Genomic DNA, 22,381 nt, shown 5'->3' with positions numbered 1-22,381 from the left:
GGGGGCCCCGCCGCCGCCTGGGCCGCCCTCAAGGCGGCCGGGGCCGGGGCCTAAGTGGTGCCCGCCGCCAAGATCTCCTGCCCCACCAGAAGAGCTCCGGTCGGAGGCGGCACCGGCGTCTGGTACGTCCCGCCGGAGCCGGCGGCCCGCGAAGCGGCGATGGCGAGCCGCGAGGGGCTCGGCGGGTACCTCGCCGACCGGCGGTGGATGTCCCGGGTCCTCGACGAGACGTACGACCGGATGAACGAGCTGGCGGACGAAGGCCGTTACCCCTTCCCGACCGGCCCGGACGGGCAGCCGCTCCGCAACGGCCTCCAAGGGCCCGAGTACATGCGGCGGATGCGCATCCGGATCCGCCGCGCCGGAGTCCGGATCCTCGACCACAGCCCCGTCACCGAGCTGCTGACCGACGCGGACGGCGCCGTCGCGGGCGCCGCCGGCTACCGCCGCCAGGCCGGCGAGCCCTACCGGGTCCGGGCCGGCGCCGTCGTCCTGGCCACCGGGGGCTGCGCCTTCCTCAGCGGGGCGCTCGGCACCAACACCAACACCGGGGACGGCGCCCTGTTCGCCGCCGAGGCCGGGGCCGAACTGTCCGGCATGGAGTTCTCCAACTCCTACGGGATCGCCCCCGAGGGCACCTCCGTCACCAAGACGGCCTTCTACACCTTCGCCACCTTCTACCAGGAGGACGGCGAGGTCCTGGAGGGCGCCGCCAGCCAGGGCGGGCGCTCCGCCATCGCCCGCGAACTCCTCACCGGAGCCCGGGTCTACGCCCGCCTCGACCGGGCCGACGCCACCGCGCAGGCCGCGATGCGGCTCGCGCAGCCGAACTTCTTCCTCACCTTCGACCGGCTCGGCATCGACCCCTTCACCGACCGCTTCTCCGTGACCCTGCTGGCCGAGGGCACCGTCCGCGGCACCGGCGGGATCCGGATCACGGGGGACGACTGCGCCACCGCCGTCCCCGGCCTCTACGCCGCCGGGGACGCGGCCACCCGCGAGGAGATCTGCGGGGGCTTCACCGGAGGCGGCAGCCACAACGCCGCCTGGGCGATGTCCTCGGGCAGCTGGGCGGGGGCCGGCGCCGCCCGGTACGCCCGCTCGCTGGGCTCGGGCCGGGCCGCCTTCCGGCCCGTCACCGGGGCCGGCGGGGCGGGCCTGCGGCCGACCGGGGGCGCCGGGTCCGCGGCAGGGCCCGGGGAGGCACGGGAACTCGTACGCCTCGTCCAGGAGCAGGTGCTGCCGTACGACAAGAACTACCTGCGGCGCGGCTCCGTCCTCACCGACTCGCTCGGCGCCCTCGACGAGGTCTGGGCGCAGCTGCGCGGTTCTTTCCGCGGGGAGGGCGCCGGGCTCGTCAAGGTCCGGCAGGCGGCGGCCATGACGGCGCACGCCCGCTGGATGTACGCCTCCGCGCTGGCCCGCACCGAGAGCCGCGGGATGGCCCGCCGGCTCGACCACCCGGGGCAGGATCCGGCGCAGCACCACCGCATCGTGACCGGCGGGCTCGACCGGGTGTGGACGCGGCCGGCGGAGCTGGTCGCATGATCGAGCTGGTCTCGGCCGAGCGGTGCATCGCCTGCGACAAGTGCGTGGAGGTGTGCCCGACCGACGTCTTCGAGCGGGGACCGGAGGGGATCCCGCTGCTCGCCCGGCAGGAGGACTGCCAGACCTGCTTCCTGTGCGAGGCGAACTGCCCGGTGGACGCGCTGTTCGTGTCCCCGCTGACCCGGCCGGTCCCCGAGGACCCGGCCGTACGGGACGAAGCCGGGCTCGCCGGCCGGGGGCTGCTCGGCAGCTACCGGCGGGAGATCGGCTGGGGCGAGGGGCGCACACCGGGCGCCCTGCGGGCGGTCGGACCCTCGCTCGGCCCGGCGGGCGGCGGCGGTGCGGCGCCGCCGATCACCTCCTGAGCGAGGGGCCGCACCCGCGTCGGACGGCCGGACCGTTAGTCTGCCGGACCGTTTGGTCCGTCAGACGGCCAGTCCGTCAAACGGTCAGGACGATCTTGCCGCGGGTGCGGCCCGTGGCGCTCAGCGCCCAGGCCTTCGCCGCCTCGGCGAGCGGCAGCGCGTGCTCCACGTTGACCGTGAGTCCGCCCTTGTCCGCGAGCTCGGCCAGGAAGGCCAGGTCGGCGGTGTCCGGGCGGACCCACAGCTGGTGCGCGCCCTGGGCGGCCGCCGTGTAGTCGGCGATGGACACCACCCGGCGCTCCTCCTTGACCAGGGACCGGAGCGCCGGGATGACGTCGTCGCCGAAGAAGTCCAGGGCGGCGTCCACCCCTTCGGGTGCCAGCTCGCGGACCCGGTCGGCGAAGCCCTCGCCGTACAGGACCGGTTCGGCGCCCAGCGAGCGCAGGTAGTCGTGGTTGTGCGCGCCGGCCGTGCCGATGACGCGCAGGCCGAGCGCGACGGCGATCTGCACGCCGAAGGAGCCGGTGCCGCCGGCGGCTGAGTGGATGAGCACGGTCTCGCCGGCCTCGAGCCCCACGCGGGTCAGCGACTGGTAGGCCGTGAGCCCGGCCAGCGGGATGCCGGCGGCCTGCTCGAAGCTCAGCTCGCGCGGCTTGCGGGCGAGGGTGCGGACGGGGGCGGAGACCAGCTCGGCGTAAGTGCCCAGCTCCACCCACTCCTTGCGGACGTAGCCGTACACCTCGTCGCCGACGGCGTAGTCGAAGGTGTCCTCGCCGACCGCCTCGACGACGCCGGCGACGTCCCAGCCGGGTATGACCGGGTAGCGGACTTCGAGGATCGGGTCGAGGTAACCGGCGGCGAGCTTCCAGTCCACCGGGTTCACGCCGGCGGCCTTGACGCGGACGAGGACCTCGCCCGGACCGACCTTCGGCTCCGGAACCTCGGTGAGGGCGAGGACGTCAGGCGTTCCGTATGCGGTGTATGTGATTGCCTTCATGATCTTCCCAACGGGCCTTCGGGGGAGCGTTGTTCCGGGATTCGGCACTCTCTTCCGGAATGGCCCGTTCCTGGGGGAGGCCGCTCAGGCGGGCAGGGTGTTGCGGTGCGAGCTGCGGCGGGCCGCGCTGAACAGGGCCTGGATCTGCGCCCCGGACTGCTCCACGTCATCGAGCGGGGAGGGGAAGGGGATCCGTACGTCACGGTGGCCGCGCCGCTCCTCCAGGCGCAGGGTGATCCCGTACCGGTCCATGGCGAGGGGCAGTGCGCGCAGGACGGCGGACCCGGCCCCCGGATCCGCGGCCGGCTGCGGCCGGACCAGGCGCAGCAGGAGGGTGACCAGTTCGGCGTGGTCGTCGAGGAGGTGGGTGAGCATCCCGGCCTCGTAGGGGGCGAGCGGATCGGGGCAGGCCGCGTCCAGCTCCTCGAGACCGACGTACGCGCGGGCGCCGTCGGGGGTGACGAGGACGGCCCGGCCGAACTCCACGCAGGTGGAGTCGGAGCCCTCGGTGCTCCCGTCGGTGTAGGGGGTGAGGAGGCGGCCGACGAGGGTGACCCGGGCGCGTACGCGGTCCCGTACGGGAGTGGGCGCGATGTCCGTGAACTCCAGCCGGATCGCGGGGCGGTGAACGGCGCCGGCCCCCGGATCGGCGGGGTGCAGGTGCAGCCGGCCGAGGGGGTCGGTGCCGTCGAGGTGGCGGATCTCCGTGCGCTGCCCGTCGGTGACGACGGTCATGGAGTGGGCGGCGGCCAGGATGGACCGGACCCGCTCGGCGTCGGTGGGCAGCGGCAGCGGCAGGGGCAGGTGCATGTGGATCTCCGTCGTCCCGAGTGGCGAGGTGGCACGTACTTAGGTATGCCTAACCTAACCTACTCGGCGAGTGGAGGGTAGACGGGGGATTGGACGGAGGGCGGTCGGCGGCCCGTCTCAGCTGCCTCGTGTCGGTGTTGGGCTGAACGGGTGAAACGAGAGAGGATGGGGGGATGCACATGAAGCGCAAGGCCGAGGCGGCCTGGTGAGCAGGTACGACGTCACCGACGAACAGTGGGAGGGGCTCGCGCAGGTGGTCCCCCTGCGGAGCCGCAACGAGTGGCCCTCCCGCGTGGATCACCGCACGATCCCCACGGTTCCGGGGGCGTCCGCGGCGGAGCAGCGCCGCTTCGTGGTGATCCGGGTCCAGGTCTTCGCGGACGCGCGGGAGGTGGCGGAGTACCTGATCGCACAGATCCCGGTGCTGCTGGACCTCACGGGCGCGGACGGCGAAGTGGCCAAGCGCATCCTGGACTTCAGCAGTGGCGTGGTCTTCGGGCTGGGCAGCGGGATGCACCGGGTCGACCGGAACGTCTTCCTGCTGGCGCCCGTCGGGACCGAGGTGGAGGGGATCGCGGCCGCGGCCGTCCCCCGATCGTAGGAAGGTCCCGCGGGCGGAACGGTTCGCCGGACCCACGGGGGGTCCGTCGGCCCGTACCGTCCCGCGCATGACCTCGCGCCTCGCCGTTCCGGCGGCTCCTCCCACGGCCCCCACCGCGGCTTCCGCCACACCCCCGGCCACGCCTTCCGCCGTGCCGACCGCGCCTGCGGCCTCCACTGCTCCGGCAGCACCTGCGGCCGCCGCACCGGCCGCCGCTCCGGCCGGGCCCGGTGTTCCCGCTCTGCCCCCGGCCCCCGCGCCGGCCACCGCGCCGGCCGCCGCTCCGGCCGCCGCTCCGGCCGGGCCCGGTGTTCCCGCTCTGCCCCCGGCCCCCGCGCCCTCCGGCGGGCCTGCGGCCTCTGCCGGGCCTGCGGCTTCGGTTGCGCCGTCCGGGGCCGCCGCCTCCGTGGCTTCGGCCGTGCCCGCGGTCGCGTTGGCCGGGCGCCCCGCCTCCGCGGCTTCCGCCCTGCCCGTGGCCCCCGCGACTTCCGCCGGGCCCGCCGTCGTGTCGGACGGGTCCGCCGCCCCCGCGGCTTCCGCCGTGTTCGCTGGTCCGGAGTTAGCCGTTGGCCGCGTCCCGGCTCCTGCCGCGGCTACGGCTTCGGCGTCGACTCCGCCACCTGTGCCGACCCCGGCCCAAGTCCCGGCCCTGCCCTCGGCCCCGGCCCAAGTGCCGCCCCCGGCCTCAGCCTCGCTCCTGGCACCTGCCCCGGCCTCAGCCCCGGCCCCGGCCCCGGCCCCGGCCTCAGTCCCGGCCCAAGCCTCGGCCCAAGTTCCGGCCCCACTCCCGGCCTCGGCCCAAGTTCCGGCCCAAGCCTCGGCCCCGGCCCAAGCCTCGGCCCCGGTCCCGGCCTCGACCTCGGCCTCGACCTTGGTCCCGGCTCCGGCCCCGGCCCCGGCCTCAGCCCCGGCCCAAGTTCCGGCCCTGCCCTCGGCCTCGGCCCCAGCATCGGTCCCGGTCCCAGCATCGGTCCCGGCCCCAGTCCCGGTCCCGGCCTCAGCCTCGGTCCCGGTCCCGGCTCCGGTCCCGGCCTCAGCCCCGGCCCAAGTTCCGGCCCTGCCCTTGGCCTCGGCCCCAGCATCGGTCCCGGTCCCGGCCCCAACCCCAACCTCGGCCCCGGGCCCGGCCTCGGCTCAGGTTCCGGTTCAGGGCGCAGCCCCAGCCCCAGCCCCGGTCCGGGTGCCGGCCCAGGCCCAGGCCAAGGCCCCGGCCCCGACTCCGGTTCAGCCCGCCGCAGGCGCCCCGCATCTGCGGCCCGCCGTCACCGAGTTGCGGCTCTCCGCCTACGGGGCGCACCGCGGGGCGCGGTTCGCGCTCGGGCCCGTCACCCTCTTCGCCGGGCCGAGCGGGAGCGGCAAGTCCCAGGCGCTGGAGGCCTACGGGGCGCTGGCCGCCCTGGGTGCCGGGGCCACCCTGGAGGAGGTGTTCCCCGATGCGCGGGCCCGGATCCCCGACCGGGCGGTGCCCGATGCCGAGCGGCGCCGGGGGTTCCGGATCGGCTGCACGGTCGACGGCCCCGCCGGGCCGGTCCGGCTCGACCTCGCCGTCCAGGCGGAGCCCGCGCTGCGGATCGTCGGCGAACGGCTCTCGGTGGGCGGGCAGGTCCTCCTCGCCACCGCACTGCGCGACCCCGGGCGGCGGTCCGTCCAAGCGGCCTGGCTGACCGGCGGAGCCACCGGGGTCACCCGGGCCCCGCTGCCCGACGACCGGCTCGGGACCGCACTGCTCCCGCTGCGCGTGGCCGGGGCCACCGAGGGCCAGCGGCAGGTGCTGGCCGCCGCCGAGCAAGTGGTGGTCGCGCTGCGCTCGGTGTTCCCCTGCGACCCCCGCCCGGAGCGGATGCGGGAGCCGGCCCTGCCGGGGGAGGGGCGGCTGCTGGGCGACTGCGCCAACCTGGCCGACGTGCTGCGCCGGACCCGCCTGGAGTGCGGCACCCGGTACGGGCTGCTGACCGGGGCCGCCCGTACCGGCTGCGCGGGGTGGGTGGAAGGGCTGGACGTACGGGCTCCCGAGGGCGGCCCGGTCACCGGCCTGCTGGACCGCGGTCCGTCCAGGCCCGCCACCGAGCTGGCCCGGCTGGGCGCAGGCGAGCTGCGCTTCCTCGCCCTCGCGCTGGTGCTGCTCACCGGGCCGGGGGTCCTGGACGTGGATCCGGCGGCCGAACTGCCCTCCGCGCGACAGGCGCTGGCGGTGCTCGCGGACGGCTTCGACCGGGACCTGGACGGCCGGCAGAGCGCCGAACTGCTGCGGCTGGCCGTACTGGCGTGCGGGCGCGGGCAGGTCAGGCTGGTGGCCTCGGCGGGGGAGGTCTGCGCGGCGGCCGCCCGGGGGGTCGCGGGGGTCTCGGTGGTAGACCTGGTGCATGAGTGAAGAGCGTGGAGTGACCGAGGGTGAGAAGGGGGCCGGTGAGCGGATCGACCGGCTCCAGCGGCGGCTCGCCGAGTTCGCGGCGGCGCGCGGGTGGGAGCCCTTCCACACGCCGAAGAACCTGGCGGTGGCGCTGAGCGTCGAGGCGTCCGAACTGGTGGAGATCTTCCAGTGGCTGACGCCGGAACAGTCCGCCAAGGTCATGGAGAAGCCGGACACCGCACACAGAGTGGCCGATGAGGTGGCCGACGTACTCGCCTACCTGCTGCAGTTCTGCGAGGTCCTCGGGGTCGATGTGCTGGATGCGCTCGCCGCGAAGATCGAGCGGAACGAGCTGAGGTTTCCCGTACCGGGCGCTCCGGGGGCAGATCGTCACTCTTCGGAGTGATGGTGATATCCACAACCATCTTCGGTGTCCACAATTTCCGAATACCCCTGGCTTTACCGGCCCGTTGCCCTCACTCTGGGTAGTGGAGAGAACGGCAAGATGTCGTGCGGACGGGGGACGGCATATGGACGCGGTACGGCTCATCGCAGCCGGCCGGCACGCGCTGGCGCAGAGCGGGGCTGCATGGGACATCGTGGGCGAGGCCTGGCAGGCACAGGCCCTCGCGCAGGGGATAGGGAGCTGGCTGGCGGTCACCGGGCCGCCGGAGCTGAGAGCGGAGGCACGGGGGCTGGGTGAAGCGGGGGGCAGAGGCTGCGGGGTGCTCGACCGGGCGGCTTTGCGCGGAGAAGGTTATGCGCCCGATCTCCCGCCCCGAGCGGCACAGTTGACCGAGGTGACGGACGCCCGGCAGGCGTTGCTCGGGCTTCAGGCGCTGCTCGGTGAAGTGGGCATAGCGCTGGTCGGGGTGGCCTGCGGGACGGACGACGAGGGTCTGTACTGGCAGTGCATAGAGTCGATAGACGCGGCCGACGAGTCGAGCGACAGGGTCCGGGCGATCCTGCGGCGGATGTCCGTGCGCGAGCGAGGATCCGCCTCCGGCGTGGCCTGAGACGGCGCGGGCTGGGCCGGTGCGGGGTGGGCCGACGCGGCTGGCCCGGTGCGGGGTGGGCCGGCGTGGCTGAGGTGGTGCGGGGTGGGCCGGTGCGGCGGTGCGGGCTGGGCCGGCACGGCTGGGCCCATGCGGGCTGAGACTGGGTGGCCTGAGAGGGCGCGGGCTGGGCCGACGCGGCTGGCCCGGTGCGGGCTGGGCCGGCGTGGCTGAGGTGGTGCGGGGTGGGCTGGCGTGGGCTGGGCTGGCGTGGCTGAGGTGGTGCGGGGTGGGCCGGTGCGGGCTGGGCCCGGGTGCTGCGGTGTCCGGGTGGTTCGGTGGGGTCCCGCCGCGCGCGACGGGACCCGGGCGGTCAGTAGGACCGGTAGGACGGGCGGTCTTCGCTCTCCGGGGTGCGGCAGCCCTCGGGCAGGGCAGTGCCCGGGCTGCGGTCGGTGGAGGACTGGAGGTCGGCGTCGAGCTGTGAGAGGTCGGCGTTCAGCGCTGCCATCAGCTCTTCCATCTGCTGCAGCAGGCCCTTCGGCGCGCCGCCCTGTGCGGGTACCGCGGGCTCCTGGCGTGCGTGGTCGTGCGCTGCCTGCCCGGTCTGACAGTCCTGACGGGATTGCCGGTGGGTCTCCGGCGCGGACTCCTGGGACATGGCGGCCTCCTCGGCCCTGGCCCTTCCGTGAGGTGGAAGGGGGCGGTGGACGCACCGGCGAATGCCGCCGGCGCGCGGGCCGGGCGGTCCGGCTCCGTCCGAGCCAACGATCCCCATCCGGGCTGGTCACTGGCGCGGGCGGCGGGGAGCGCCCGGGTTGACTCAGATTCACCCGGCCGGGGCCGAAAGGGCAGGATGGAGACATGGATCTCCGTATCTTCACCGAGCCCCAGCAGGGCGCGAGCTACGACACCCTCCTGAGCGTCGCCAAGGCCACCGAGGACCTGGGCTTCGACGCCTTCTTCCGCTCGGACCACTACCTGCGCATGGGTACGGCCGACGGTCTGCCCGGTCCCACCGACGCCTGGATCACCCTGGCGGGCCTGGCCCGCGAGACCCGGCGGATCCGGCTGGGCACGCTGATGACGGCCGGCACCTTCCGGCTCCCCGGCGTACTCGCCATCCAGGTCGCACAGGTCGACCAGATGTCGGGCGGCCGGATCGAACTCGGCCTGGGTGCGGGCTGGTTCGAGGAGGAGCACAAGGCGTACGGCATTCCCTTCCCCGCCGAGCGCCTCGCCCGGCTGGAGGAGCAGCTGGCGATCGTCACCGGGCTGTGGGCCACCGCGCCCGGCGCCACCTTCGACTACACGGGCGTCCACTACCAGGTGGAGAACTCCCCGGCGCTGCCCAAGCCGGCCCAGGACAAGATCCCGGTCCTGATCGGCGGTCACGGCGCGAAGCGCACCCCGCGCCTCGCCGCCCGGTACGCCGACGAGTTCAACATGCCCTTCGCCTCGATCGCGGACAGCCGGCGCCAGTTCGGCCGGGTCCGCGCGGCCGCCGAGGAGGCCGGCCGCAAGGCCGGCGACCTCGTCTACTCCAACGCCCTCGTCGTCTGCGTGGGCAAGGACGACGCCGAGGTGGCCCGGCGGGCCGCCGCCATCGGCCGCGACGTGGCGGAGCTCAAGGCCAACGGCCTGGCAGGCTCCCCGGCCGAGGTCGTCGACCGGATCGGAGCCTACGAGGCGGTCGGTTCCTCCCGCCTCTACCTCCAGCTGCTCGACCTCGGCGATCTGGACCACCTGGAGCTGATCTCCTCCCGGGTCCAGTCCCAGCTCGGCTGACGGGAGCGACGACGGTGCCCCGCGCGTCCCGCCCGCTCGCCGGGGCCCTGGCCGGCCCCGGCGGGCGGACCGTGCTCCTGGACGGCGGACTGAGCAACCAGCTCGCCGACCAGGGCTGCGACCTGTCCGGCGGCCTCTGGACGGGCCGGATCCTCGCCGAGCGGCCGGAACAGGTGACGGCCGCCCACACCGCCTACGCGCGAGCCGGCGCCGAGGTGCTGATCACCGCGAGCTACCAGGTGGGGTACGCCGCCTTCGCCCGGCACGGCCACGGCCCCGAGCGCACGACGGCCCTGCTGCGGCGCAGCGTGCGGCTGGCCGACGCGGCGGCCCGGGCGGCCGGGCACGGGGTGTGGGTCGCCGCGTCCGTGGGCCCGTACGGGGCGGTGCTGGCGGACGGCTCCGAGTACCGGGGCCGGTACGGCCTGAGCGTGCGCGAGCTGGCCGGCTTCCACCGGCCCCGGATCGAGGCGCTGCTGGCCGAGGGGCCCGACGTCCTGGCCCTGGAGACGGTCCCGGACACCACCGAGGCCGAAGCCCTGCTCACCGTCCTCGCGGAGACCGGCGCCCGCGCCTGGCTGAGCTACACGGTGGCGGGCGGCCGCACCCGGGCCGGGCAGCCCCTGCCCGAGGCCTTCGCCCTCGCCGCCGGGTCCCCGCAGGTCATCGCCGTCGGCGTGAACTGCTGCGACCCGGCCGAGGTCCTGCCGGCCCTGGAAGCGGCCGCCACGGTCACCGCCAAACCGCTGCTGGCCTACCCCAACGACGGCTCGGTCTGGGACGCCGCGACCCAGACCTGGCAGGCCCCGGCCGCCCCCGCCCCCTGGCCCACGGCCGACTGGCTCCGCACGGGCGCCCGTCTCGTCGGCGGATGCTGCCGCATCGGCCCCGACCGCATCGCGGACCTGGCGGCTACGCTCCGCTGAGGTCCCAGCGCACGCCCGGCGATCCGCCGCCCGAGGCCACAAGGGCGCTCATCTCGGCCTCCACGGCGGCCAGTTCCTCCGGACGCTCCATCAGGAGGAGCTGTTCGCGGTAGTGCACCAGTGCGGTGAGGAGCAGTTGGGTCTCCTCGGGATCCAGCGTGCACATCCGCCGTGCGGCGCCCACGGATTCGGCGCGCAGGGCAAGCGCTATCCCGGGCCGGTGCACGAACTCCTGACGGCTGTACACGAACAACGCGGCCGCCAGCAGCGGCAGATAGGCCAACGGACTCACCTGGACGAGGACGCGATAGGCGGCCACCCGCTCCCGGACGGGCAGCGTGCCCGATCCGAGGAGCGCCACCCGGGCACGCAGCACGGCGTCGTGATTGATGTTCTCCGTGGGATTCATGAGGGAGATTCTGCGAGCCGAACGAGGCCCGGAACAAGGCAGATCGGCTGTGCCGTCCGTCCTACGAAAACACCCTCTGACCTGTCATGATGGATACGTCATCACCCTTGGGGCCGCCACTCGCGGAGGGTGCCGCGGGCCCTAGTCCTCGCCCATCACCGCCTCACAGCCGGGACACACCGCGTCGGCGTACTCCGGCGGACACCAGGCGTCCGGATGTTCGGACGGTTTCCAGTCGGCCGTTTCCATGGCGAAGGTGTCCTTGCCGCACATGGTCCGCGGGCCGCGCTCGGCGCCGCCTCCGGGGGCGGTGGGCGCGGCGTGCACCCGGTGGACGGATCCCGCCACCGGCTGGTCGAGCTCGTACACAACGACGATGCCGCTCATGTTTCGACGGTAGGCGCCCGCGGAAAATAGGGCGCGGGCAACACCGGTGACCAGCAAGAATCGCTCGCATGTTCCTGACGATCTCCACGACCGGCACGGCCGAGCGACCCGCCACCGACCTGGGCTTCCTGCTGCACAAGCATCCCGGCAGGTCGCAGGTGTTCTCCACCTCCCACGGCACCGCCCACGTCTTCTACCCCGAGGCCACGGACGAGCGCTGCACGGCGGGCCTGCTGCTGGAAGTGGATCCCGTCGCGCTCGTTCGGCGCGGTCAGGGCAGGGGGCAGGGCGGCACGCCGGACGCCGCGCTCGCGCAGTACGTCAACGACCGCCCCTACGCCGCCTCCTCGCTGCTGGCCGTCGCGCTCAGCGGCGTGTTCCGCAGCGCGCTGAAGGGGCAGTGCGCGGCCCGCCCGGAGCTGCCCGACGAGGTGCGCCCGCTGCGCATCGAGATCCCGGTGCTGCCCGCCCGGGGCGGCGCCGAGCTCGTGCGCCGGCTGTTCGGCCCGCTCGGCTGGGAGTCGGTCACGGCCACCCCGGTCGCGCTCGACGAGACCTTCCCGGAGTGGGGCGACTCGCGGTACGTACGGCTCGTCCTGGAGGGCGAGCTGCGGCTGTCCGACGCGCTGCGCGGCCTGTACGTCCTGCTGCCCGTCCTCGACGACTCCAAGCACTACTGGATCGCCCCCGACGAGGTGGACAAGCTGCTGCGCGCCGGGGACGGCTGGCTCGCCGAACACCCGGAGAGCGGGCTGATCACCTCCCGCTACCTGGCCCGCCACAAGCGGCTGACCCAGGACGCCCTGGAGAGGCTGGAGCTGGTCCGCCTCGCCGAGGCCGACGGCAGCGAGGTGGAGGAGCTCGACAACGCGGTCGACGAGTCCAGCGACACCGAGGAGAAGCCCGTACCGCTCGCCGTGCTGCGCCGCGAGGCGATCCTCGCCGCGCTGGGAGCGGCCGGTGCGGCCCGCGTCCTCGACCTGGGCTGCGGACAGGGCCAGCTGGTGCAGGCGCTGCTCAAGGATCCGGCGTACACCGAGATCGTCGGTGTGGACGTGTCCGTCCGGGCGCTGAACACCGCCGCGAAGCGGCTGCGGCTGGAGCGGATGGGGGAGCGGCAGAGCTCCCGCGTCCGCCTGACGCAGGGCTCGCTCGCGTACACCGACAAGCGGCTCGTGGGCTACGACGCGGCCGTGCTCAGCGAGGTCATCGAGCACCTGGACCTCGAGCGGCTGCCCGCCCTGGAGTACGCGGTGTTCGGCTCGGCCCGCCCCCGCACGGTCCTCGTGACCACTCCGAACGTCGAGTACAACATCCGCTGGGAGACCCTGCCCGCAGGGCACGTCCGGCACGGCGACCACCGCTTCGAGTGGACCCGCGAGGAGTTCCGGGCCTGGGCCGGGGACGTCGCCTCCCGGCACGGCTACTCGGTCGCCCACCTGCCCGTCGGGGACGACGACCCCGAGGTGGGGCCGCCGACCCAGATGGCCGTCTTCACCCTGACCAGCCCGAATACCGGAACCACCGGAACCACCGGAACCACCGGAACCACCGGCACCGACACCCCGAAGGAGGGCGAGGCAGCATGACCACCGACACCGACACCGACACCGACACCAGTGCCACCACCGACCGCAAGCGCGTACTTCCCGTCACCGACCTGTCCCTCGTCGTCCTGATCGGGGCCACCGGCTCGGGCAAGTCCACCTTCGCCCGCACGCACTTCAAGCCCACCGAGGTCATCTCCTCCGACTACTGCCGGGGCCTGGTCGCGGACGACGAGAACGACCAGAGCGCCAGCAAGGACGCCTTCGAGGTCCTGCACTACATCGCGGGCAAGCGGCTCGCCGCCGGCCGCCTCACCGTGGTCGACGCCACCAGCGTCCAGGCCGAGTCCCGCCGGCAGCTGGTCCAGCTCGCCCGCGAGTACGACGTCCTGCCCATCGCGATCGTCCTCGACCTGCCCGAAGAGGTCTGCGCCGAGCGCAACGCGGCCCGCCCCGAGCGGGCGAAGCTGCCGCGCGCCGTCATCCAGCGCCACCGCCGCGACCTGCGGCGTTCACTGCGCGGCCTGGAGCGCGAGGGCTTCCGCAAGGTCCACGTGCTGCGCACGCCCGAGGAGGTCGAGTCGGCCGAGGTGGTCCTGGAGAAGCGTTTCAACGATCTCACCCACCTGACCGGCCCCTTCGACATCATCGGCGACATCCACGGCTGCGCCTCGGAGCTGGAGACCCTGCTCGGAAAGCTCGGCTACGAGGACGGCGCCCACCCCGAGGGCCGCACCGCCGTGTTCGTCGGCGACCTCGTCGACCGCGGCCCGGACAGTCCCGGCGTCCTGCGCCGCGTGATGGGCATGGTCGGCTCCGGCAACGCCCTGTGCGTGCCCGGCAACCACGAGAACAAGCTCGCCCGCCACCTCAAGGGCTCCAAGGTCCAGCGGACCCACGGCCTCGCCGAGACCATCGAGCAGCTCGACAAGGAGCCGCCGGAGTTCGTCCAGGAGGTCCGCACCTTCATCCAGGGCCTGGTCAGCCACTACGTCCTGGACGGCGGCAAGCTCGTGGTCTGCCACGCCGGGCTCCCCGAGAAGTACCACGGCCGCACGTCCGGCCGGGTGCGCTCGCACGCCCTGTACGGGGAGACCACGGGAGAGACCGACGAGTTCGGGCTGCCCGTGCGCTATCCGTGGGCCGAGGACTACCGGGGCAAGGCCGTCGTGGTCTACGGCCACACGCCGGTCCCGAACACCGCCTGGATCAACAACACCATCTGCCTCGACACCGGAGCCGTCTTCGGCGGGAAGATGACCGCCCTGCGCTGGCCCGAGCGCGAACTGGTCGACGTACCGGCCGAGAAGGTCTGGTACGAGCCGGTCAAGCCGCTCGTCACCGAGGTGCCCGGCGGCCAGGACGGGCGCCCGCTCGACCTGGCGGACGTCCACGGCCGCCGGATCGTCGAGACCCGGCACCTGGGCAACGTCAACGTCCGCGAGGAGAACGCGGCCGCCGCCCTGGAGGTGATGAGCCGCTTCGCCGTGGACCCGCGCCTGGTGCCGTACCTCCCGCCGACCATGGCGCCGACCGCCACCTCGCACGAAGAGGGCTACCTGGAGCACCCCGCCGAGGCCTTCGCGCAGTACCGCAAGGACGGCATCGCCCAGGTCGTCTGCGAGGAGAAGCACATGGGCTCCCGCGCCACCGTGCTGCTCTGCAAGGACGCCGGCGCGGCCCGCGAGCGGTTCGGGGTCGACGGCCCCACCGGGTCCGTGTACACCCGCACCGGACGGCCCTTCTTCAAGGACGCCGAGGTCACCGAGGAGGTCCTCGCCCGGCTCCGCTCGGCGGTCACCGACGCGGGCCTGTGGGAGGAGCTGGACACGGACTGGCTGCTCGTCGACGGCGAACTGCTGCCCTGGTCGCTGAAGTCCGGCGGCCTGCTGCGCAACCAGTACGCCGCCGTGGGCGCCGCCTCCGGCGCCGTGTTCCCGGAAGCCGTCGCCGCCCTGGAGGCGGCCGCGGCCCGGGGCGTCGACACCGGGGAGCTGCTGGAGCGCCAGCGCGGGCGGGCCGCCGACGCGGCGAAGTTCACCGAGGCGTACCGGCGTTACTGCTGGAGCACCGACGGGCTGGACGGCGTACGGTTCGCCCCGTTCCAGCTGCTGGCGGCGGCCGGCCGCTCGCTGGCGGCCGTACCCCACGACGAGCAGCTGTTCTGGCTGGACCGGCTCGTCGCCGCCGACGAGGCCGCCGGGACCGGACTGCTGCGCCGCACCGGCCGGATCCTGGTGGACACCGCCGACGAGGCCTCGGTACGGGCGGGCACCGACTGGTGGCTGGAACTGACGGCCGCCGGCGGCGAGGGCATGGTCGTCAAACCGCTCCAGGCGTACGCCAAGGACGGCAAGGGCCGGCTCGTGCAGCCGGGGGTGAAGGTGCGCGGACGCGAGTACCTGCGGATCATCTACGGTCCCGAGTACACGCGCCCGGACCACCTGGAGCGGCTGCGCGGGCGCCACCTCGGGCACAAGCGCTCGCTCGCCCTGCGCGAGTACGCGCTCGGCCTGGAGGCCGTGGACCGGCTGGCGGCCGGGGAGCCGCTGTGGCGGGTCCACGAGGCGGTCTTCGCCGTCCTCGCGCTGGAGTCGGAGCCGGTGGACCCGAGGCTCTGACACCCCCTGGAGCCGCAGCGCCCGGCGTCAAGGAAGGACCCCCGTACGGCCGCGCATTAGGTCGTATGGGGGAACTTTCGCGGAGAACTCCGGGAAAACCACCGGCGGGATCGTTCATCCAGGGCAGCGGAATGTCCGCGACCCTGGAAGGACGGAACGTCACCTATGAAGATGACCGCGCGCGGAAGCATTGCGGCACTCATGACCTGTATGGCCGCGGCAGGCGCGGCCACCCCGGCCATGGCCGACGCGGTGCCGGTGGGAGTCCCCCTGGACGCGGTGCGGACCACGCTCGGCGTGGACGTCCCGCACCTGGCCACCGGAGTGCCGGTGCCCGTGGCCGGAGCGCCCGAGGCGCCCCGGTTCCACAAGGGCGACATGCTGCCGACCCCGCTGCTGCCGGCGGTGCCGATCGGCACCGAGCTCGGCAACACCCTCCTCACCTCCCCGGTGCCGAACCTGGCCGGAAAGCCCGAGACGGACGGCGAGGGCTCGCTCGACGCCCCCGCGACCACCGTGCGCACCCGGACCCCGGGACTGCTCGTCGGCTCCCCGCTGACCATGCCCGACGCGTCCAACTACGGGCTGCCGAACGTGACCGCCCCCGCCCTGGGCGTCATCGCCCCGGACCTCACCGGCACCCCGGAGGCCCTGCTCGGCCTGCGCTGAACCGGCGGTCCCCGGCCCGCCGTCGGGCCCGCCGCCGGATCCGGCGGGACGGACCTGTTGGAGACGCCCTGGGCCGACGCCACGTCAAAAAGCCGCCCGGTCTGCGAACGTGTACGGCATGGGATTCCATGTCGATTCCGAGACCGGGCGGCTTCGCCGCGTCATCCTCCACCGGCCCGACCTGGAGCTGAAGCGGCTCACACCGAGCAACAAGGACGCGTTGCTCTTCGACGACGTGCTGTGGGTGCGCAGGGCCCGCCAGGAGCACGACGGCTTCGCCGACGTACTGCGCGACCGGGGAGTGGAGGTCCACCTCTTCGGTGACCTGCTGGTCGAGTCCCTGGGCATCCCGGAGGCGAGACATCTCGTCCTGGACCGGGTCTTCGACGAAAAGGAGTACGGTCCGCTCGCCACCGACCACCTGCGGGCCGTCTTCGACGGACTGCCCTCGGCGGACCTGGCCGAGGCACTGATCGGCGGGATGACCAAGCGGGAGTTCCTGGAGCGGCACGCGGAGCCGGTGTCGGTCCGCTTCCACGCCCTGGACCTGGACGGTTTCCTGCTGGGGCCGCTGCCCAACCACCTCTTCACCCGGGACACCTCCGCCTGGATCTACGACGGGGTGTCCATCAACGCGATGCGCTGGCCGGCCCGGCAGCGCGAGACCGTGCACTTCGAGGCCATCTACAAGCACCACCCGCTCTTCACCGGCTCCGGCCCCTTCCACACCTGGTCGCAGGGGCAGGCCGACTACCCCTCCACGATCGAGGGCGGCGACGTCCTGGTCATCGGCAACGGCGCCGTGCTGATCGGGATGAGCGAGCGCACCACCCCGCAGGCGGTGGAGATGCTGGCGCGCGGGCTGTTCGCCGCCGGGTCGGCGAAGACGATCGTGGCGCTCGACATGCCGAAGAGCAGGGCGTTCATGCACCTGGACACGGTGATGACGATGGTCGACGCGGATACGTTCACCCAGTACGCGGGCCTGGGGATGCTGCGCTCCTACACGATCGAGCCCGGCGGCGGGCCGAGCGAGCTGAAGGTGACCGACCACCCGCCGGAGCACATGCACCGGGCCATCGCCGCCGCCCTCGGCCTGGACGCGATCCGGGTGCTCACGGCCACCCAGGACGTGCACGCCGCCGAGCGCGAGCAGTGGGACGACGGCTGCAACGTGCTCGCCGTGGAGCCGGGCGTGGTCGTCGCGTACGAGCGGAACGTCACGACCAACACCCACCTGCGCAAGCAGGGCATCGAGGTGATCGAGATCCCGGGCAGCGAGCTGGGGCGGGGCCGGGGCGGGCCGCGCTGCATGAGCTGTCCGGTGGAGCGGGACGCGGTGGCCTAGCCGGCCGGGGTGCGGGGCAGGGGACGGGAGAGGGCTCTGTATATCAATGCATCCCGTCGTATAGACTTCCAGCATCCCCTGTCACCGTGACTCTGGAGCGCCCCCCATGGCCACCGATCTTGTCGGCCGCAGTTTCCTCAAGGAGCTCGACTTCACCGCCGCCGAGTTCCGCGGCCTGGTCGAGCTCGCCGCCGAACTCAAGGCGGAGAAGAAGGCCGGGACCGAGCGGCGCCGCCTCCAGGGCAAGAGCGTCGCCCTGATCTTCGAGAAGACCTCCACGCGCACCCGCTGCGCCTTCGAGGTCGCCGCCGCCGACCAGGGCGCCCACACCACGTACCTCGACCCCTCCGGCTCCCAGATGGGCCACAAGGAATCGGTCAAGGACACCGCGCGGGTGCTGGGCCGGATGTTCGACGGGATCCAGTACCGGGGAGACGCGCAGGACGCCGTCGAGCAGCTCGCCACCCACGCCGGCGTGCCCGTCTTCAACGGCCTCACCGACGACTGGCACCCCACCCAGATGCTGGCCGACGTGCTCACGATGACCGAGCACTGCGCCAAGCCCCTGGAGCGGATCGCCTTCGCCTACCTCGGCGACGCCCGCTTCAACATGGGCAACTCCTACCTGGTGACCGGCGCGCTGCTGGGCATGGACGTACGGATCGTCGCGCCGCGCCGCTACTGGCCGGCCGAGCCCGTGGTGGCAGCGGCGCGCGAGCTGGCGGCCGCCAGCGGCGCCCGGATCACGCTCACCGAGGACCTCGCGGAGGGTGTCGGGCAGGCCGATTTCGTGGTGACCGACATCTGGGTGTCCATGGGGGAGCCCAAGGAGGTGTGGGACGAGCGGATCGAGGCGCTGAGCCCGTACGCCGTCACCATGGACGTGCTGCGCGCCACCGGGAACCCGGACGTGAAGTTCATGCACTGCCTGCCGGCGTTCCACGACCTCGGCACCAAGGTGGCCCGCGAGATCCACGAGCGGCACGGGCTGGAGTCGCTGGAGGTGACGGACGAGGTGTTCGAGTCCGCGCACTCCGTCGTCTTCGATGAGGCGGAGAACCGGCTGCACACCATCAAGGCCGTGCTCGTCGCGACCATGGGGGAGCCGGCCGCATAGTCATGCGGCGGGCCGCCGGGCGGCCGGAGGGCTAGAAGGCCGGCCGGGACGGCAGCGTGAACCACACGGCCTTGCCGTGCGCGGTGGCGCGGTGGCCGCAGGCCGAGCTCAGGGTCCGGATCAGCAGCAGGCCGCGGCCGTGCTCCTGCCAGGGGTCGGGATGAGTGTCGTCCGGGCCGGGGGCGGTCAGGTCGGCGGGGGCGTGCGGATCCCCGTCGTGGACCTCGACCTGGCAGCCGTTCGCCAGCAGTTCCACGACCAGCTCGATCGGGGAGTCGCCGGGGGTGTGCTCCACGGCGTTGGCGACCAGTTCGGCGGTGAGCAGTTCGGCGGTGTCGCTGTCGGCGGGTGCGTCGATGTCGGCGAGGGCCGTACGGACGAGGGCGCGGGCGATGGGTACGGCCGCTGTCGTGTGCGGCAGGGCTATCCGCCAGGCGGAGGCATCGGGCAAGGGGGACCGTCCGTTCCGTGGGGTCGCGGGGGGCGGGGCGTACGGGGTGCGGTGCGGGAAATCCTGCTTTCAACGATACGAAGTGGAAATGTTCCGCTGTAGGGCACCCCGGCGTGATCGCAAGGGACGTCGGGCACAGCGGGTCGGGACCTTCGGTGCGTGTGGCCCCCGGCCCCGGCACCGACCAGAAGTTATCGCGCTTCCCTGACGACAGTCATGGACCGGTGATACCTTCGGGAGGTGAGTCCCTTCCTCGGTTCCACACCCGCGACCGAACGCTGGAAACACCTCCGGGTGGACCGGCGGGACGGAGTCGCCACCGTCACCCTCGACCGCCCCGAGAAGCTCAACGCGCTCACCTTCGGCGCCTACGCCGACCTGCGCGACCTGCTCGCCGAACTGTCCAGGGAGCGGTCCGTACGCGCCCTCGTGCTCGGCGGCGAAGGGCGCGGCTTCTGCTCCGGAGGCGACGTCGACGAGATCATCGGCGCCACCCTCTCGATGGACACCGCCCAGCTCCTCGACTTCAACCGGATGACCGGCCAGGTCGTGCGCGCCCTGCGCGAATGCCCCTTCCCGGTCATCGCCGCCGTCCACGGGGTCGCCGCCGGCGCCGGAGCCGTCATCGCGCTCGCCGCCGACTTCCGCATCGCCGACCCCACCGCCCGCTTCGCCTTCCTGTTCACCCGGGTCGGCCTCTCCGGCGGGGACATGGGCGCCGCCTACCTGCTGCCCCGCGTCGTCGGGCTCGGCCACGCCACCCGGCTGCTGATGCTGGGGGAGCAGGTCAGGGCCCCGGAGGCCGAACGGATCGGGCTGCTCAGCGAGGTCACCGAGGAGGGCAAGGCCTCCGTGCGCGCGGCGGAGCTCGCCGCGCACCTCGCCGCCGGTCCGGCCCTCGCGTACGCGCAGACCAAGGCCCTGCTGACCGCCGAGCTGGACATGCCGCTCGCCGCCTCGGTGGAACTCGACGCGAACACCCAGGCCCTGCTCATGAACGGCGAGGACTACCGGGAGTTCCACGCGGCCTTCACCGGGAAGCGGCCGCCCCAGTGGAAGGGCCGGTAGTTCGATGAGCACCGGTTCGATGAGCACCGGTTCGATGAGCACCGGTTCGATGAGCACCGGCCGGACACCCGCCGCCCTGCGCGTCGCCGTGGTCGGCGGGGGCCCCGGCGGGCTGTACGCCGCCGCGCTGCTGGCCCGGCAGGGGCACGCGGTGGACGTGTGGGAGAAGAACGCCCCCGACGACACCTTCGGCTTCGGAGTGGTCCTCTCCGACGAGACCCTCGGCGGCATCGAAGCGGCCGACGCCGTGGTCTACGCGGCCCTGAGCGCCGAGTTCGTCCGCTGGGACGACATCGACATCGTGCACCGGGGCCGGCTGCTGACCTCCGGCGGCCACGGGTTCGCCGCGCTGGGCCGGCGCCGGCTCCTGGAGATCCTGCACGAGCGCTGCGCGGGCCTCGGGGTCCGGCTCCGCTTCCGCACCCGGGCGCCCGATCCCGGGGCGCTCGCAGCCTCGTACGACCTGGTGGTCGCGGCCGACGGGGTGCACAGCCCGACCCGGGAGACCGCGGCGGAGCACTACGGGCCCGCGCTGACGGGCGGGCGGTGCCGGTACATCTGGCTGGCCGCCGACTTCGCCCTCGATTCCTTCCGCTTCGAGATCGCGGAGACCGAACACGGGGTGATGCAGCTGCACGCCTACCCCTACTCGACGGACTCCTCGACCGTGATCGTCGAGATGCGCGAGGAGGTCTGGCACAGCGCCGGCTTCGACCTCTGCGACGAGGCGGATTCGGCGGCGCGCTGCGCGAAGATCTTCGCCGAGGCCCTGCGGGGACGGCCGCTGCGCGGCAACGGCTCCGCCTGGACGCAGTTCCGTACGGTGGTCAACGCGCGCTGGTCGCACGGGAACACGGTGCTCATCGGCGACGCCGCGCACACCGCGCACTTCTCGATCGGCTCCGGCACCAAACTGGCGGTCGAGGACGCGCTCGCGCTGGCCCGGGCGGTGGAGACCGAGGCGGACGTCCCGGCCGCGCTGGCCGCGTACGAGGCCGCACGGCGGCCGGCCGTGGCCTCCACCCAGCGGGCGGCCGCCGCCAGCATGCGGTGGTTCGAGGAACTCGCCGGGTACGTGGACCAGCCCGCCCGGCAGTTCGCCTTCAACCTGCTCACCCGCAGCCTGCGCGTCACCCACGGCAACCTGCGGCTGCGCGATCCGCGCTTCACCGACGCGGTGGAGCGCGACTTCGGCTGCCCGCAGGCGCCTGACGGGGGCCCGGACGAGGCGGGAACCCCGCCGATGTTCACGCCGTTCACCCTGCGCGGGCTGACGCTGCGCAACCGGGTCGTGGTGTCCCCGATGGACATGTATTCGGCAGGCGGAGGGGCTTCGGCAGGCGGGGGGGCCTCGGCTTCGGCCGGCGACGGCATGCCGGGCGACTTCCACCTCGTCCACCTCGGCGCGCGGGCGCTGGGCGGGGCCGCCCTGGTGATGACCGAGATGGTGTGCGTCAGCGCCGACGGCCGGATCACCCCGGGCTGCACGGGCCTGTACACCGCCGAGCAGGCCGCCGCCTGGGCTCGGATCGCCGACTTCGTGCACACCTCCGCGCCCGGCACCGCGCTCGGCGTCCAGCTCGGCCACTCCGGCCGCAAGGGCTCGACCCGGGTGATGTGGGAGGGCATGGACGATCCGCTGCCCGAGGGGAACTGGCCCCTGACGGCCGCCTCCGCACTGCCCTACCGCCCCGGAATCTCCTCCGTGCCCCGGGCCTTGAGCGCCGCCGACCTCGCCGCCGTCCGCTCCGACTTCGCCGCCGCCGCCGTCCGGGCGGCGAGCAGTGGCTTCGACCTGCTGGAGCTGCACTGCGGGCACGGCTACCTGCTCTCCGGCTTCCTCTCCCCGCTGACCAACCGCCGCACCGACGCCTACGGCGGCCCGCTGGAGAACCGGCTCCGCTTCCCGCTGGAGGTCTTCGACGCGGTCCGTGCCGTCTGGCCGGCGGACCGGCCGATGACGGTCCGCCTCTCGGCCACCGACTGGGCGCCCGGCGGCACCTCGCCCGAGGAGGCGGTGGCCATCGCCGCCGCCTTCGCGGCCCACGGAGCCGACGCCATCGACGTCTCGACGGGCCAGGTCGTGGCGGAGGAGACCCCCGAGTTCGGGCGCGCGTACCAGACCCCGTACGCCGACCGGATCCGCAACGCCCTGAACGTCCCCGTGATCGCCGTCGGGGCGATCTCCTCCTGGGACGACGTCAACTCCCTGCTGCTGGCCGGCCGGGCCGACCTCTGCGCCCTCGGCCGCCCCCACCTCTACGACCCCCACTGGACCCTGCACGCGGCCGCCGACCAGTCCTACACCGGCCCGGCCGCGCCCTGGCCCGCCCCCTACCGCGCCGGCAGCCGCAAGCCGCCGACGGGGCGGGGGTAGCGGCACC

Annotated in this window: 21 protein-coding genes; 15 read left to right on the top strand and 6 right to left on the bottom strand. The window is 73.7% G+C overall.

The window, feature by feature from the left end:
• Nucleotides 1–54 precede the first annotated feature (54 nt).
• Nucleotides 55–1,548 (top strand): FAD-binding protein, encoded by a 1,494-nt coding sequence (locus tag ACFWBW_RS22570; protein ID WP_385375067.1) that lies wholly within the window; start codon nt 55–57, stop codon nt 1,546–1,548.
• On the top strand, nt 1,545–1,913 hold the full coding sequence (locus ACFWBW_RS22565; RefSeq protein WP_385375065.1) for a 4Fe-4S binding protein: 369 nt from the start codon (nt 1,545–1,547) through the stop codon (nt 1,911–1,913). The genes ACFWBW_RS22570 and ACFWBW_RS22565 overlap by 4 nt, the downstream gene beginning before the upstream one ends.
• A 76-nt stretch (nt 1,914–1,989) precedes the next feature.
• On the opposite strand, the gene ACFWBW_RS22560 is transcribed toward ACFWBW_RS22565, so the two are convergent.
• Complete coding sequence (locus ACFWBW_RS22560) at nt 1,990–2,910, bottom strand: NADP-dependent oxidoreductase (RefSeq protein ID WP_385375063.1); 921 nt, start codon at nt 2,908–2,910, stop codon at nt 1,990–1,992.
• An 84-nt stretch (nt 2,911–2,994) separates the two neighbouring features.
• A complete protein-coding gene (locus ACFWBW_RS22555; protein WP_385375061.1) occupies nt 2,995–3,720 on the bottom strand; it encodes a DUF2470 domain-containing protein in 726 nt (241 codons plus the stop codon).
• Between the two features lie 205 nt (nt 3,721–3,925).
• Here ACFWBW_RS22555 and ACFWBW_RS22550 point away from each other — a divergent pair, with 205 nt between their 5' ends.
• The 4 genes from ACFWBW_RS22550 (at nt 3,926) to ACFWBW_RS22535 (ending at nt 7,687) form a co-directional block, all read left to right on the top strand.
• Nucleotides 3,926–4,321: a cell division protein SepF gene (locus ACFWBW_RS22550; RefSeq protein WP_250742110.1), complete on the top strand. Its 396-nt coding sequence runs from the start codon at nt 3,926–3,928 to the stop codon at nt 4,319–4,321.
• A gap of 1,180 nt (nt 4,322–5,501) precedes the next feature.
• Nucleotides 5,502–6,692: an ATP-binding protein gene (locus tag ACFWBW_RS22545; protein ID WP_385375058.1), complete on the top strand. Its 1,191-nt coding sequence runs from the start codon at nt 5,502–5,504 to the stop codon at nt 6,690–6,692.
• Entirely contained in the window at nt 6,685–7,077 is a 393-nt protein-coding gene (locus ACFWBW_RS22540; RefSeq protein ID WP_385375056.1) for a nucleotide pyrophosphohydrolase, read from the top strand. Before ACFWBW_RS22545 ends, ACFWBW_RS22540 begins: the two co-directional genes overlap by 8 nt.
• A gap of 124 nt (nt 7,078–7,201) precedes the next feature.
• On the top strand, nt 7,202–7,687 hold the full coding sequence (locus tag ACFWBW_RS22535; RefSeq protein WP_385375054.1) for a DUF6099 family protein: 486 nt from the start codon (nt 7,202–7,204) through the stop codon (nt 7,685–7,687).
• Nucleotides 7,688–8,039: 352 nt separating this feature from the next.
• Here ACFWBW_RS22535 and ACFWBW_RS22530 read toward each other — a convergent pair whose 3' ends face one another.
• Nucleotides 8,040–8,327, bottom strand: a complete 288-nt coding sequence (locus tag ACFWBW_RS22530; protein WP_385375146.1) for a hypothetical protein — start codon at nt 8,325–8,327, stop codon at nt 8,040–8,042.
• A gap of 203 nt (nt 8,328–8,530) precedes the next feature.
• On the opposite strand from ACFWBW_RS22530, the gene ACFWBW_RS22525 reads away from it, so the two are divergent.
• Together ACFWBW_RS22525 and mmuM are read left to right on the top strand one after the other, a co-directional pair.
• Nucleotides 8,531–9,454, top strand: a complete 924-nt coding sequence (locus ACFWBW_RS22525; protein WP_385375052.1) for an LLM class F420-dependent oxidoreductase — start codon at nt 8,531–8,533, stop codon at nt 9,452–9,454.
• Nucleotides 9,455–9,468: 14 nt separating this feature from the next.
• On the top strand, nt 9,469–10,380 hold the full coding sequence (gene mmuM, locus ACFWBW_RS22520; protein ID WP_385375050.1) for a homocysteine S-methyltransferase: 912 nt from the start codon (nt 9,469–9,471) through the stop codon (nt 10,378–10,380).
• Here the strand turns inward: mmuM and ACFWBW_RS22515 are convergent.
• Complete coding sequence (locus ACFWBW_RS22515) at nt 10,367–10,789, bottom strand: hypothetical protein (RefSeq protein ID WP_385375048.1); 423 nt, start codon at nt 10,787–10,789, stop codon at nt 10,367–10,369. The two genes, mmuM and ACFWBW_RS22515, sit on opposite strands and share 14 nt — an antisense overlap.
• 141 nt (nt 10,790–10,930) lie before the next feature.
• On the bottom strand, nt 10,931–11,176 hold the full coding sequence (locus tag ACFWBW_RS22510; protein ID WP_385375046.1) for a hypothetical protein: 246 nt from the start codon (nt 11,174–11,176) through the stop codon (nt 10,931–10,933).
• A gap of 68 nt (nt 11,177–11,244) precedes the next feature.
• Between ACFWBW_RS22510 and ACFWBW_RS22505 the strand changes: the two genes are divergently transcribed.
• The 5 genes from ACFWBW_RS22505 (at nt 11,245) to argF (ending at nt 18,478) form a co-directional block, all read left to right on the top strand.
• On the top strand, nt 11,245–12,765 hold the full coding sequence (locus ACFWBW_RS22505) for a 3' terminal RNA ribose 2'-O-methyltransferase Hen1 (protein WP_385375044.1): 1,521 nt from the start codon (nt 11,245–11,247) through the stop codon (nt 12,763–12,765).
• Nucleotides 12,762–15,344 carry a polynucleotide kinase-phosphatase gene (locus tag ACFWBW_RS22500; protein WP_385375042.1) on the top strand — a complete coding sequence of 861 codons (2,583 nt, stop codon included), beginning with the start codon at nt 12,762–12,764 and terminating at the stop codon, nt 15,342–15,344. Before ACFWBW_RS22505 ends, ACFWBW_RS22500 begins: the two co-directional genes overlap by 4 nt.
• A 201-nt stretch (nt 15,345–15,545) precedes the next feature.
• Nucleotides 15,546–16,013, top strand: a complete 468-nt coding sequence (locus tag ACFWBW_RS22495; protein ID WP_385375040.1) for a hypothetical protein — start codon at nt 15,546–15,548, stop codon at nt 16,011–16,013.
• Nucleotides 16,014–16,131: 118 nt separating this feature from the next.
• Nucleotides 16,132–17,361 carry an arginine deiminase gene (locus ACFWBW_RS22490; protein WP_385375038.1) on the top strand — a complete coding sequence of 410 codons (1,230 nt, stop codon included), beginning with the start codon at nt 16,132–16,134 and terminating at the stop codon, nt 17,359–17,361.
• A gap of 106 nt (nt 17,362–17,467) precedes the next feature.
• Entirely contained in the window at nt 17,468–18,478 is a 1,011-nt protein-coding gene (gene argF, locus ACFWBW_RS22485) for an ornithine carbamoyltransferase (protein ID WP_385375036.1), read from the top strand.
• Between the two features lie 31 nt (nt 18,479–18,509).
• Here the strand turns inward: argF and ACFWBW_RS22480 are convergent, their stop codons facing one another.
• Complete coding sequence (locus tag ACFWBW_RS22480) at nt 18,510–18,929, bottom strand: ATP-binding protein (RefSeq protein ID WP_385375034.1); 420 nt, start codon at nt 18,927–18,929, stop codon at nt 18,510–18,512.
• 240 nt (nt 18,930–19,169) lie between these two features.
• On the opposite strand from ACFWBW_RS22480, the gene ACFWBW_RS22475 reads away from it, so the two are divergent.
• On the top strand, nt 19,170–19,997 hold the full coding sequence (locus ACFWBW_RS22475) for an enoyl-CoA hydratase family protein (protein ID WP_385375032.1): 828 nt from the start codon (nt 19,170–19,172) through the stop codon (nt 19,995–19,997).
• A 34-nt stretch (nt 19,998–20,031) separates the two neighbouring features.
• Complete coding sequence (locus ACFWBW_RS22470) at nt 20,032–22,374, top strand: bifunctional salicylyl-CoA 5-hydroxylase/oxidoreductase (protein ID WP_385375136.1); 2,343 nt, start codon at nt 20,032–20,034, stop codon at nt 22,372–22,374.
• Nucleotides 22,375–22,381 lie beyond the last annotated feature (7 nt).

Origin of the sequence: Streptomyces sp. NPDC059957 (assembly GCF_042730015.1) — a bacterium.
Taxonomy (GTDB): Bacteria; Actinomycetota; Actinomycetes; order Streptomycetales; family Streptomycetaceae; genus Streptomyces.
The sequence above is the reverse complement of the archived record's forward strand: the minus strand, read 5'-3'. Positions and strand labels throughout refer to the sequence as shown.

Bases quoted from the DNA above. Each gene is read 5' to 3' on its own strand.
- ACFWBW_RS22510 (WP_385375046.1), bottom strand. From the start codon at position 11,176: ATGAGCGGCATCGTCGTTGTGTACGAGCTCGACCAGCCGGTGGCGGGA.
- ACFWBW_RS22500 (WP_385375042.1), top strand. From the start codon at position 12,762: ATGACCACCGACACCGACACCGACACCGACACCAGTGCCACCACCGAC.
- argF (WP_385375036.1), top strand. From the start codon at position 17,468: ATGGCCACCGATCTTGTCGGCCGCAGTTTCCTCAAGGAGCTCGACTTC.
- ACFWBW_RS22490 (WP_385375038.1), top strand. From the start codon at position 16,132: ATGGGATTCCATGTCGATTCCGAGACCGGGCGGCTTCGCCGCGTCATC.
- ACFWBW_RS22525 (WP_385375052.1), top strand. From the start codon at position 8,531: ATGGATCTCCGTATCTTCACCGAGCCCCAGCAGGGCGCGAGCTACGAC.
- ACFWBW_RS22470 (WP_385375136.1), top strand. From the start codon at position 20,032: ATGAGCACCGGTTCGATGAGCACCGGCCGGACACCCGCCGCCCTGCGC.
- ACFWBW_RS22530 (WP_385375146.1), bottom strand. From the start codon at position 8,327: ATGTCCCAGGAGTCCGCGCCGGAGACCCACCGGCAATCCCGTCAGGAC.
- ACFWBW_RS22560 (WP_385375063.1), bottom strand. From the start codon at position 2,910: ATGAAGGCAATCACATACACCGCATACGGAACGCCTGACGTCCTCGCC.
- ACFWBW_RS22535 (WP_385375054.1), top strand. From the start codon at position 7,202: ATGGACGCGGTACGGCTCATCGCAGCCGGCCGGCACGCGCTGGCGCAG.
- ACFWBW_RS22540 (WP_385375056.1), top strand. From the start codon at position 6,685: ATGAGTGAAGAGCGTGGAGTGACCGAGGGTGAGAAGGGGGCCGGTGAG.
- ACFWBW_RS22495 (WP_385375040.1), top strand. From the start codon at position 15,546: ATGACCTGTATGGCCGCGGCAGGCGCGGCCACCCCGGCCATGGCCGAC.
- ACFWBW_RS22515 (WP_385375048.1), bottom strand. From the start codon at position 10,789: ATGAATCCCACGGAGAACATCAATCACGACGCCGTGCTGCGTGCCCGG.
- ACFWBW_RS22555 (WP_385375061.1), bottom strand. From the start codon at position 3,720: ATGCACCTGCCCCTGCCGCTGCCGCTGCCCACCGACGCCGAGCGGGTC.
- ACFWBW_RS22505 (WP_385375044.1), top strand. From the start codon at position 11,245: ATGTTCCTGACGATCTCCACGACCGGCACGGCCGAGCGACCCGCCACC.
- ACFWBW_RS22565 (WP_385375065.1), top strand. From the start codon at position 1,545: ATGATCGAGCTGGTCTCGGCCGAGCGGTGCATCGCCTGCGACAAGTGC.